The following is an 11,229-nucleotide window of genomic DNA, read 5'->3' as shown; positions in this document are numbered from 1 at the left end:
ACAGGGCTCGATGCGTGTCGGTACCGGCGCCCTCATCGGCACGGGCGCCGGTACCGATCGCGTCCAGGACACGCCGTCGGGCGGCTGCGCGGAGCCCACGCACAGCGGTCGGGAGTAGCGTGGGAACGATCATGAAGGTCATCTCGTACAACCTCCAGAAGCACCGGGCAGCCGGCGAACTCGCCGCGCTCGTGCGTGCGCACGATCCCGACGTCCTCTGCCTGCAGGAGTGCGATGTTCCGGAGCTGCCCGCGCAGATCGGCGACCTCGTGCTGGCTGACGCCACGCAGGGCAATCGTCTCGGGCTCGCGCTCTTCTATCGAGCGAGCACATTCCATCTGCAGGCGATCCGCATGCTCGGCCTCAAGAAGTCGTTGCACGACCGCATCGCGAAGCCGGCGCACGAGCGCGTCCTCGGCGCACGATTGCGCGACATCGACGATGGCCAGGACTTCATCGTCGCCTCCTTCCATGCCGCGCCGCTGACCGCGTTGAACTCGTTGCGACGTCACCAGATCCGCGCCGCCCTCACCGAGCTCGCTGCGCTCGGCGAGGGACTGCCGCAGTTGATGGTCGGGGACTACAACTATCCGATCTTCAAGGAGAACCTCGGTCAGGCCGTTCGAGAGCACGGGTATGCGCTGTCGCTCAGCGACGACCACACGTATACGCGCTACCGCGTGTTCCGGGGGCACTACGACTTCGCCACGTCGACCGGCTTCGAGATCGAACGCATCACGACTCTCCCGCAGGGCGCGAGCGATCACCGTCCCATCCTCGTCACGGTCAAGCCCGACTGAGGCCAGGGTTTGGGCATACGCACGGCGTGGCGTATGATTTCTCTTTGGTGCCTTTCCCCGTCCGCGGAGAAGGGGCATCGTCCGAACGTGAGCCCTCCACTGGCGTGTTCCTCCCTGTCGGGAAGAACCACCCCGGAGTGGGATTCACGAACTTCTCCGTTCGACACAAGAAAGCAGCACTATCGTGACGCGCACTTACACCCCCAAGGCTGGCGAAGTCCAGCGCGATTGGGTCGTCATCGACGCCACTGACGTCGTTCTCGGCCGTCTGGCCTCGCACGCCGCAACGCTCCTGCGTGGCAAGCACAAGCCGACCTTCGCCAACCACATCGACTCGGGTGACTTCGTCATCATCGTGAACGCGGAGAAGGTCGCGCTCACGGGTCAGAAGCTCCAGAAGAAGATGGCCTACCGCCACTCCGGTTACCCGGGCGGCCTGAAGTCGGTCACCTACGCCGAGCTCCTCGAGAAGAACCCGGTCCGCGCTGTCGAGAAGGCCATCCGTGGCATGCTCCCCAAGAACAGCATCGGCCGCCAGCAGCTGTCCAAGCTCAAGGTGTATGTCGGTGCCGAGCACCCGCACGCCGCACAGCAGCCGACGCCGTACACCCTCGACCAGGTCGCCCAGTAAGCGCCGTAAAGACTTAAGGACATACTCGTGGCTGACATCCAGGACACCACCGAAACCCCCCAGAACTTCTCGACGTCGACTCCCGAGACCGACGTGGTCGAGGCGGCTCCCCGCCCCGTCCTCAGCGTCCCGGGCGCCGCTGTCGGCCGTCGCAAGCAGGCCATCGCCCGCGTGCGCATCGTCCCCGGCTCGGGCACGATCACGGTCAACGGCCGCACGATCGAGGACTACTTCCCGAACAAGCTGCACCAGCAGCTGATCAACGACCCGTTCACCGTGCTGAACCTCGCTGGTGCGTACGACGTCATCGCACGCATCTCCGGCGGAGGCCCCTCGGGTCAGGCCGGTGCGCTTCGCCTCGGAATCGCCCGTTCGCTGAACGGCATCGACGAGGAGAACAACCGTCCGACCCTGAAGAAGGCCGGCTTCCTCTCGCGCGACGCCCGTGTCAAGGAGCGCAAGAAGGCTGGACTCAAGAAGGCCCGTAAGGCGCCTCAGTACTCGAAGCGTTAAGGTCAACTGCTCCGATGCCGATCTTTGGCACGGACGGTGTGCGAGGACTCGCCAATGGCACCCTCACCGCCGACCTGGCGCTCACCCTGGCCCAGGCGACTGCTGTCGTCCTGGGCCAGGGCCGTACTGCGGAGGCTCGCAAAGCCGAAGGCAAGCGACTCACCGCAGTGGTCGCCCGGGACCCCCGGGTCTCCGGACATTTCATCGCCGCGGCCGTCGCCGCGGGTCTCGCCTCTTCCGGAGTCGACGTGCTCGAGGCGGGAGTCATCCCGACGCCCGCTCTCGCTTTCCTCGTCGCCGATCGCGATGCCGATTTCGGCGTGATGATCTCGGCGTCGCACAACGCTGCGCCCGACAACGGCATCAAGATCTTCGCCCGCGGAGGACGCAAGCTCCCTGACGTGGTCGAGTTGCGCATCGAAGAAGCGCTGACCGGCGACAAGCTGCGCCCGACGGGTGCCGGCGTCGGTCGCATCGACCGGTTCTCCGACGCGGAGGACCGCTACGTGGTGCATCTTCTCGGATCGCTCCCGAACCGGCTGGACGGCATCCACGTGGTGCTCGACTGCGCCCATGGCGCGGCCTCGGGTGTCTCTCCGGAGACATTCCGCGATGCGGGAGCAGAGGTCACCGTGATCGGTGCCGACCCTGACGGCTGGAACATCAACGACGGTGTCGGCTCGACTCACCTGGACAACCTGGCCGAGGCCGTCGTGCGTCTCGGGGCCGACATCGGCATCGCTCACGACGGCGACGCCGACCGCTGCCTCGCCGTGGACGCCGAGGGCAATCACATCGACGGCGACCAGATCATGGCCATCCTCGCAGTGTCCATGAAGGAGCGCGGCCACCTCACGGACGACACGCTGGTCGCCACGGTGATGAGCAATCTCGGTCTGCATGTCGCCATGCGCGAGCACGGGATCACCGTGCGCCAGACGGCCGTCGGAGACCGTTACGTGCTCGAGGACATGAACGAGGGCGGGTACGCCCTCGGCGGTGAGCAGTCCGGTCACGTCATCATGAGCGAGTACGCCACGACAGGCGACGGAATCCTCACCGGCCTCCACCTGGTGGCCGAGATGGCGCGGCAGAAGAAGTCGATCGCTGAGCTCGCCTCGGTGATGACGGTCTACCCGCAGGTTCTCATCAACGTGCGCGACGTGGACAAGGATCGCGTGTCCGATGACGAGGTCGTGCAGCAAGCCGTCCGTGACATCGAGTCCGAGCTGGGCGACTCCGGACGGGTGCTGCTGCGCAAGTCCGGCACCGAGCCGTTGGTGCGCGTGATGGTGGAGGCGGCCGATGCCGAATCCGTGCATGCGTACGCCGGACGCCTCGCAGAGGTGGTCCAAGAGCGCCTGTCGCTCTGACCTGACCTGACGCTACGACGGCCGATCGCTGATCTCAGCGATCGGCCGTCTCGCGTTCGCCGCTCCGTGATCCCGTGTCGCTCTGCGATCCCGTGCCGCTGTGGGCGCGCAGTGCCCGCGGCGTGGCTCCGTAGTCCTCCTGGAGCGCGCGACGGAGGCTGATGGGGGAATGGAAGCCGGAGCGCTGGGACACCTGCTCGATGCTCAGCGCATCGAAACGGCTGTCGATGAGAAGCGATCGGGCGCGGCGCGCGCGCTGGTGTCTGATCTCGCCGGCCACACTGTTCTCCACTTCGGCGAAGACCAGCTGGAGCTGACGGAGGGAGACCTGAACCTCGCGGGCGACGAGGTCAGGATTCAACGCCGGGTCGCCGCACTGCTGTGCGATCACGGCGATGGCGCGGTCGCGCAGCGCGGCGTGGGGAGAGCGTTGCGGGGACGCCGTGTCGACGCGGTCGAGCAGGATCGCTCCGCTCATCTCCACGATCAGATGCTCCATGGCATATCGCTCGATCGCCGTCGCGTCGTCGTCGACGGTGAGGACCTGCTCGATGAACGCCTGCATGGCGCGATCCAACGGGCGCCGCTCTTCGAGGACTCGACTGGTGGCGGGCAGCGTCGCGACGAACGACCCGAGTGCGGAGCGGGGAACAAAGGCGGCGATGATGCGCCAGGCACCGTCGCACCGAACACGTTGGTCGATCCCGGGCGGGGCGATCACGAGCCCGTTGCCGAGCGGCACCCATGGGCCGTGCTGCTCCTTCGCCGAGATTCCCCCTGCCTCCACGAAGGCGAAGACGGCGTGGTGCGGGTGCGCGGTGGTGGTGTCGATCGCCAGTTCGGTCGCCGTGCCCTGCATCGACAGCAGGATCACAGGCCCGGGCGTCCGCCGCGTCGCGCGGATCGTCGCCGGATCGTCGACTGCGCGTACGCCGTGCGAGATCAGTTCGGCCGAGCCGATGGCCAATGCCTCTCCCGGACTCACTCAGCACCCCCCGACGCCGATGATCGATGGGCGGCGCCGAACGATGAGGTCGGCTCGCCGGGCTCGTACCTCCCGCCAGCGGTCTGCGACCGCGGGAGAGGTGCTCGCTTCGTCAGAGGATACCCGCCGGAGGTACGCGGCAACAGGGCGTGTTCGTGCCGCGTCGTCCTCCGCTCATGTTCGAGGGGCGGACGCCGCTCAGGTTCGAGAGGCGGACCAGCTGAGCTGTTCGATGTACCTCAGCAGCACGCCTTCGCGCAGAGCCCATGGCGACACTTCGAGCTCGTCGACGTCGAGGGCCGTCATCGCCGTATGCAGAGAGACCGCGGCGGCCACGATCTGGAACGTCCGGTCCGGAGTGATGCCCGGCAGCTCCTGCCGCGCGGAGGCGGGAAGGCGTGCGAGGCGCGGGATCCACGACCCGAGGGAGGCGCGGGGGAGCAGCATCCGCTCGCTTCCCGACCATCCCGGTACCGGGTACCCGACCAGGCGGGCAAGGGAGCGGATCGCCTTCGACGATCCGACGACATGGTCTGGGCGGGGGAGGGCGACGAACCGCGGCAGCACATCGGCCAAGGTTGTCGTCGCGTGCGCGCGCAGCCGCTCCACCTCGGCCTCGCCCGGAGGATCGTGCGGCAGGAACTGCACCGTCATGCGTCCGGCGCCGAGCGGAACGGACGCGGCCGCGTCCGGCATCTCCTCCGCGCCGGCGGCGATCTCCAGCGAGCCGCCGCCGATGTCGAGGAGCAGGATCTGACCGGCGGACCAGCCGAACCAGCGCCGTACCGCGAGGAACGTCAGCTCGGCCTCGGTCTCACCGTCGAGCACCTGCAACGGCTGGCCGAGGGCTGCTTCGATACGGGCGATGACCTCGCTGCCATTGCGCGCGTCGCGAACCGCACTCGTCGCGGTGGCCAGCAGCGCGTCGACACGCTCGCTCTCGGCCACACGCCGTGCCTGCGCGACCGCTTCCTCGAGCGCGGCGACGCCCTCCTCCGAGATGGAGCCGTCGGGGGTGAGATAGCGCATGAGGCGCAGCACCGTCCTATCGCTCGTCGTCGCGAGCGGCCGTCCACCGGGACGGACGTCGGCAGCGAGCATGTGGACGGTGTTGGATCCGATGTCGAGGACTCCCAGGCGCACGGGAAGAGACTACTCGCCCCCCGGATACGATGTACTCCGTGACCACCGCCGACCCCACACTGCCGCTGTCGCCCTATCGGGAGATCGGACGCGCGGAATGGGCGCGGCTCGCGGCCGGGCTCGACCAGCCGCTCACCGAGACCGAGGTCGTCGAGCTCCGCGGTATCGGGGACCGTCTCTCGCTCACCGAGGTACGCGAGGTGTACCTGCCCCTGAGCCGCCTGCTGAGCCTGTACGCCACGGCGACGAAACGGCTGGGGGCGGCGACCTCCTCCTTCCTCCAGGAGGACGACACCACGACGCCGTTCGTCGTAGGCGTGGCCGGTTCCGTGGCGGTGGGCAAGTCGACCATCGCCCGTCTGCTGCGCGAGCTCATGAGCCGTTGGCCGGGGACGCCGCGGGTGGAGCTGGTCACCACGGATGGCTTCCTGTACCCGAACGCCGAGCTCGAGCGCCGCGGGATCATGGACCGCAAGGGTTTCCCCGAGTCGTACGACCGGCGCGCGCTGATCGAGTTCCTCACCGAGGTCAAGAGCGGTGCCACCGAGGTGCGCGCCCCGTTCTACTCGCACATGCGCTACGACATCGTGCCGGACGCGAACGTCGTGGTGCGTCGCCCCGACGTCGTCATCGTGGAGGGGCTGAACGTGCTGCAGCCGCCGCCGGCTCCGAACGATGTCGCCGTGAGCGACCTGTTCGACTTCTCGATCTTCGTCGACGCCGATACGTCGCATATCGAGAAGTGGTACGTCGACCGCTTCCTCGCACTCCGGCAGGCGGCCTTCAGCAACCCTTCGTCCTACTTCAACGTGTTCGCGCACCTCACGGACGACGAGGCGATCACGACGGCTCTCGGCTACTGGAACGAGATCAACATGCCCAACCTCATCGAGAACGTGATGCCCACCAGGCACCGCGCGCGCCTGGTGCTGCGCAAGGGTGCCGACCACGATGTCGAGACGGTGCTGCTGCGCAAGCTCTGACCCCGCGCGCGACCCGCGACGGGGCGGAAGAATGTACGGACGACTCGCAAAAAACTCGTCTTACTCTTGATCGCATGTGTGGAATCGTCGGATACGTGGGCCCGCGCCCCAGCCAGGAGATCCTTCTCGCAGGCCTCGCACGCCTGGAGTACCGCGGATACGACTCGGCGGGTGTCGCCGTCATCGATGGCGGCGGCTCGCTCGGCATGCGCAAGAAGGCGGGAAAGCTCGCCGTGCTGCGCGATTCGCTCGCCGACGCGCCGCTCCCTGACGGGTCGACCGGCATCGGGCACACCCGCTGGGCGACCCACGGAGGACCGACCGACGGCAACGCGCACCCGCACCTTGCCGACGACGACAAGCTCGCCGTCATCCACAACGGCATCATCGAGAACTTCGCCGCACTGCGCGACGAGCTCCTCGCCGACGGCGTCGTGTTCCGCAGTGAGACCGACACCGAGGTCGCTGCTGCGCTCCTCGGACGCGAGTACGCCGGCAACGGCGGCGACCTGCAGCTCGCCTTCCGCAGCGTCGTGAACCGCCTCGAAGGTGCGTTCACCCTGCTGGCGATGCACCAGGACCACCCCGGTCTGGTGGTCGGCGCCCGCCGCAACTCCCCGCTCGTGATCGGACTCGGTGAGGGCGAGAACTTCCTCGGCTCCGACGTCGCCGCGTTCATCGAGCACACGCGCAAGGCGCTTGCGATCGGCCAGGATCAGATCGTCTCGATCACCCCCGACGCCGTCACCGTGATGGACTTCGCCGGTACGCCCGTCGAGCCCGAGCCGTTCGACGTGTCGTGGGATGCCGCCGCTGCCGAGAAGGGCGGATGGTCGAGCTTCATGGCCAAGGAGGTCGCAGAGCAGCCCGAGGCCGTCGCCAACACCATCCGCGGTCGCATCCACGACGGACAGGTCGTCATCCCGGAGCTCGACGGACTGGACGAGCTCTTCGTGGGTATCAACCGCGTGATCATCACCGCCTGCGGCACGGCGTCATACGCGGCGTTGGTGGGCAAGTACGCGATCGAGCAGTGGGCACGTGTCGCCGTCGACGTGGAGCTCGCCCACGAGTTCCGCTACCGCGACCCCGTGATCGGCGCCGACACCCTCGTCGTGTCGATCAGCCAGTCGGGCGAGACCATGGACACCCTGATGGCCGTGAAGTACGCCAGGGAACGCGGTGCGCGCACCCTGTCGATCTGCAACACGCAGGGCGCCACGATCCCGCGCGAGTCGGATGCCGTCGTGTACACCCATGCCGGCCCCGAGGTCGCCGTGGCCTCGACCAAGGCGTTCTCCGCGCAGATCACCGCGCTCCTGCTGCTGGGCCTGCACATGGGCCGGGTGCGCGGTGCGGTCGCCGATGCCTCGGTCGACGTCGACGAACTCGCTGCTCTTCCCGAGAAGATCGCCAAGGTGCTCGAGAGCGAGCAGGAGCACGTCACCCAGCTCGCCGGGTGGATGGCCGACACCCGCTCGGTGCTGTTCCTGGGACGCCACGTCGGGTACCCGATCGCCCTCGAAGGCGCTCTCAAGCTCAAGGAGATCTCCTACATCCACGCCGAGGGCTTCGCCGCCGGCGAGCTCAAGCACGGACCGATCGCATTGATCGAACCCGGGCAGCCGGTGTTCGTGCTGGTTCCCTCCCCGCGTCACTCCGCGCTCGTGCACTCCAAGGTCGTCTCGAACATCCAGGAGATCCGCGCGCGCGGTGCCCGGGTGATCGTGATCGCCGAGGAAGGCGACGCCGCCGTGCTGCCGTTCGCCGACGAGGTCATCCACATCCCGCTCGCCGGAGCGATGTTCGAGCCGCTGCTCGCGGTCGTGCCGCTGCAGATCTTCGCGATGGCGCTGGCCACGGCGAAGGGCCTCGACGTCGACCAGCCGCGTAACCTCGCCAAGTCGGTCACGGTCGAGTAGACCCGCCCTCCGAATCGCGCGAATGGCTTCGTTTCCAGTGGAAACGGAGCCATTTGGGCGATTTCAACCGGAATCAGGCTCGGTAGGCTGAACGGGTGATCATCGGCACCGGAATCGACCTCGTGGACATCCCGCGATTCGAGCGGACGATGGCACGGACGCCGCGATTGCGCGAACGGCTCTTCACCCCGCCGGAGCGCACCCTCCGCCTTCCGTCCCTCGCCGCCCGCTACGCGGCCAAGGAGGCGCTGATCAAGGCGCTCGGTGGCTCGGACGGCGTGCACTGGACCGAGATCGAGATCGCGTCGGAGCCGTCTGGTCGCCCGCATTTCGTGCTCTCCGGCTCGACGGCCGCCGTCGTCGAGGAACGCGGCATCCTGACGCTGCATCTGACACTCACCCACGACGCCGGTCTCGCCGCGGCGTTCGTCGTCGTCGAAGGAGCACCGCTGTGACCGTCCCGTTCCGCGAAGCGACCATCGATCTCGACGCGATCGCCGACAACGTGCGTCATTTCCGACGACTCACCGGGGTCGAGGTGATCGCCATCGTGAAGGCCAACGCCTACGGCCACGGCGCGGCGGCGGCGGCCGTCGCGGCGCTCTCCGCCGGTGCCACCCGCGTCGGCGTCGCCGAGATCCCCGAGGCGCTCGAACTGCGCCGACAGGGCGTGCGTGCACCGATCATGGCGTGGCTGCACGCGCCGGGGGAACGATTCGAGCACGCCGCCGCGCAGGACATCGAAGTGGGGATCTCGTCGTTCGACCAGCTCGAGGCGGCCGGAGCTGCCGCCACGGTCGACCGTCCGGTCGGCGTGCACCTGAAGTTCGAGACCGGGCTGTCGCGCAACGGCATCGCCCCCGCCGACTGGGGCCGCGTGCTGGCCGAAGCCGCGCGCCTCGAGCGCATCGGACGCCTGCGCATCGTCGGGCTGTTCAGCCACCTCTCCAACACGTCGGTCGACGACGACAGAGCTGCGCTCGCGAAGTTCGAGGAAGGCGTCGCCGCGGCGGCGGCTTTCGGCATCCGTCCCGAGATCCGGCACATCGCTGCGACGGCCGCCGCCATCGACCTGCCGGAGATGCGCCTCGACGCGGTGCGCATCGGCGTGGGGCTCTTCGGCCTCTCGCCGTTCGACGACCGCAGCTCCGCGGAGCTCGGTCTGCGCCCGGCGATGACGCTCCGCGGTGCGATCGCCGCCGTCCGCAGAGTGCCCGCAGGAACCGGCGTCTCCTACGGCTACGACCATCGCACCGACCGCGACACGACGTTGGTCCTGGTGCCTCTCGGATACGCCGACGGGGTGCCGCGGAACGCATCGGGAAAGCTCCCGGTCTCGATCGGCGGACGCCGGTTCGTGAACGTGGGACGCATCGCGATGGACCAGTTCGTCGTCGACGTCGGAGACGCTCCGGTCTCGATCGGCGATGAGGTGGTCCTGTTCGGCGACCCCACCCTCGGCGTACCGTCCGCGACGGACTGGGCGGATGCCGCCGACACCATCAACTACGAGATCGTCACCCGCATCGGTCCGCGCGTCCCCCGGCGGACCTCGTGAGCGTGGACCCTGCGTTCCTCGGTCGACGAGAGATCGCGACCGCCGACGCGATGGAGCAGTTGGGCGTGCGGATCGGGGAACAGCTGGAAGCAGGCGACCTGCTCGTCCTGACGGGCCCGCTGGGCGCGGGGAAGACCACGTTCACCCGCGGCCTCGCCGAGGGGCTCGGAGTGCGCGGTCCCGTGCAGAGTCCGACCTTCGTCATAGCCCGCACGCATCCCTCGCTGGTCGGCGGAGCGCCACTCGTGCATGTCGACGCCTACCGGCTCGGTTCCGCCGCGGAGCTCGACGACCTCGATCTCGACCTCGAGCGATCGGTCGTGGTGGTGGAGTGGGGACGCGGTATGGCCGAGGAACTGGCCGACTCGTGGTGGGATGTCGAGGTGGAGCGCCCGGTCGGATCCTCCGATCTGGATCCGTCCGAGCTCGACGCCGACGCGCCGAGGATCGTCACGATCGTGCGAGAGAGCATCGTATGACCCCGGCCGTGGATCGCGCTCTCGTCGCCGTGATCGTCGAGGACGACCCCGATGTGCGATCCCTCCTGGAAGAGGTGTTCCTCGCCGCCGGTTTCGAGACGATCCTCACCGGTTCCGGGTTGGAGGGGCTCGCGGCCATCGAGCAGCACCAGCCGGTGATAACGACGCTCGACATCAATCTCCCCGGCATCGACGGCTTCGAGGTCGCACGACGCATCCGGCGGATCAGCGACACCTTCATCATCATGCTCTCCGCGCTCTCCGAGGAATCCGACGTGGTCCTCGGTCTCACGTCGGGAGCAGACGAGTATCTGGTGAAGCCGTTCCGTCCGCGCGAACTGCGTGCGCGCATCGAGGCGCTGCTGCGGCGCCCCCGCGTCGCCGATCCCCGCCCCTCGGAACCCCACCCTTACGAACCCCGCTCCGTGCTTCCCCGGCTCCCGGAGACCGGACGAGCGGCGGTCGAGCCCGACCCGGCGGCAGACGGTGCCACCGTCCTCACCTGGCGGGGCCGTGTCCATCGGGATCTCAGCCTCGACCTCGACACGCGGATGGTCCTGATCGGGCAGCGGCGCATCGACCTCACGCCGACCGAGTTCGACCTGCTCGCGATGCTGCTCGAGGCCGGGCTCCGCGTGCGCAGCAAAGCCGATCTCGCGCGAGGGTTGCGCGGGGCACCCGAGGGCTCGAACGAGTACGTGAGCGAGCCGGACAAACGGGCGATCGAGACCCATATCGCCAATCTGCGGCGCAAGCTCCGCGACAGCACGACGCAGCCGCGCTACATCGAGACGGTGCGCGGCGTCGGCTATCGTCTCACGCCGGCCGATGGTCCGTGAATG

At 68.2% G+C, this 11,229-nt stretch carries 12 protein-coding genes; 10 read left to right on the top strand and 2 right to left on the bottom strand.

The window, feature by feature from the left end:
* Positions 1 to 131: 131 nt before the first annotated feature.
* The 4 genes from L687_RS27255 to glmM all read left to right on the top strand — a co-directional run bounded on the left by L687_RS27255 (position 132) and on the right by glmM (position 3,317).
* Positions 132 to 800 (top strand): endonuclease/exonuclease/phosphatase family protein, encoded by a 669-nt coding sequence (locus tag L687_RS27255; RefSeq protein WP_021198972.1) that lies wholly within the window; start codon positions 132 to 134, stop codon positions 798 to 800.
* A 184-nt stretch (positions 801 to 984) separates the two neighbouring features.
* Positions 985 to 1,431 (top strand): 50S ribosomal protein L13, encoded by a 447-nt coding sequence (gene rplM, locus L687_RS27250; RefSeq protein ID WP_017828209.1) that lies wholly within the window; start codon positions 985 to 987, stop codon positions 1,429 to 1,431.
* Between the two features lie 27 nt (positions 1,432 to 1,458).
* Positions 1,459 to 1,944 (top strand): 30S ribosomal protein S9, encoded by a 486-nt coding sequence (gene rpsI / locus L687_RS27245; RefSeq protein ID WP_017828210.1) that lies wholly within the window; start codon positions 1,459 to 1,461, stop codon positions 1,942 to 1,944.
* A 14-nt stretch (positions 1,945 to 1,958) separates the two neighbouring features.
* Positions 1,959 to 3,317 (top strand): phosphoglucosamine mutase, encoded by a 1,359-nt coding sequence (glmM, locus tag L687_RS27240; protein WP_021198971.1) that lies wholly within the window; start codon positions 1,959 to 1,961, stop codon positions 3,315 to 3,317.
* Positions 3,318 to 3,351: 34 nt separating this feature from the next.
* Here glmM and L687_RS27235 read toward each other — a convergent pair whose 3' ends face one another.
* Positions 3,352 to 4,302 (bottom strand): AraC family transcriptional regulator, encoded by a 951-nt coding sequence (locus L687_RS27235; RefSeq protein WP_152525865.1) that lies wholly within the window; start codon positions 4,300 to 4,302, stop codon positions 3,352 to 3,354.
* A 198-nt stretch (positions 4,303 to 4,500) separates the two neighbouring features.
* Entirely contained in the window at positions 4,501 to 5,445 is a 945-nt protein-coding gene (locus L687_RS27230; RefSeq protein WP_021198969.1) for a Ppx/GppA phosphatase family protein, read from the bottom strand.
* Positions 5,446 to 5,474: 29 nt separating this feature from the next.
* Between L687_RS27230 and coaA the strand changes: the two genes are divergently transcribed.
* From coaA to L687_RS27200, 6 genes are all read left to right on the top strand, one after another.
* The gene (gene coaA / locus L687_RS27225) at positions 5,475 to 6,428 is read left to right on the top strand and encodes a type I pantothenate kinase (protein WP_021198968.1); all 954 of its coding nucleotides are present in this window, start codon (positions 5,475 to 5,477) and stop codon (positions 6,426 to 6,428) included.
* A gap of 74 nt (positions 6,429 to 6,502) precedes the next feature.
* Complete coding sequence (gene glmS, locus L687_RS27220; protein WP_021198967.1) at positions 6,503 to 8,350, top strand: glutamine--fructose-6-phosphate transaminase (isomerizing); 1,848 nt, start codon at positions 6,503 to 6,505, stop codon at positions 8,348 to 8,350.
* A 95-nt stretch (positions 8,351 to 8,445) separates the two neighbouring features.
* Positions 8,446 to 8,805 (top strand): holo-ACP synthase, encoded by a 360-nt coding sequence (locus tag L687_RS27215; protein ID WP_021198966.1) that lies wholly within the window; start codon positions 8,446 to 8,448, stop codon positions 8,803 to 8,805.
* Positions 8,802 to 9,908, top strand: coding sequence for an alanine racemase (gene alr / locus L687_RS27210; RefSeq protein WP_021198965.1), 1,107 nt, complete (start codon positions 8,802 to 8,804; stop codon positions 9,906 to 9,908). Before L687_RS27215 ends, alr begins: the two co-directional genes overlap by 4 nt.
* A complete protein-coding gene (gene tsaE / locus L687_RS27205) occupies positions 9,905 to 10,387 on the top strand; it encodes a tRNA (adenosine(37)-N6)-threonylcarbamoyltransferase complex ATPase subunit type 1 TsaE (RefSeq protein WP_021198964.1) in 483 nt (160 codons plus the stop codon). The genes alr and tsaE overlap by 4 nt, the downstream gene beginning before the upstream one ends.
* Positions 10,384 to 11,226 (top strand): response regulator transcription factor, encoded by an 843-nt coding sequence (locus L687_RS27200; RefSeq protein WP_021198963.1) that lies wholly within the window; start codon positions 10,384 to 10,386, stop codon positions 11,224 to 11,226. The genes tsaE and L687_RS27200 overlap by 4 nt, the downstream gene beginning before the upstream one ends.
* Positions 11,227 to 11,229: the final 3 nt, after the last annotated feature.

This window comes from Microbacterium maritypicum MF109 (assembly GCF_000455825.1).
In the GTDB taxonomy this organism is placed as follows: domain Bacteria; phylum Actinomycetota; class Actinomycetes; order Actinomycetales; family Microbacteriaceae; genus Microbacterium; species Microbacterium maritypicum_A.
Note: the sequence above shows the minus strand (reverse complement) of the source record. Positions and strands in the feature narration are given on the sequence as shown.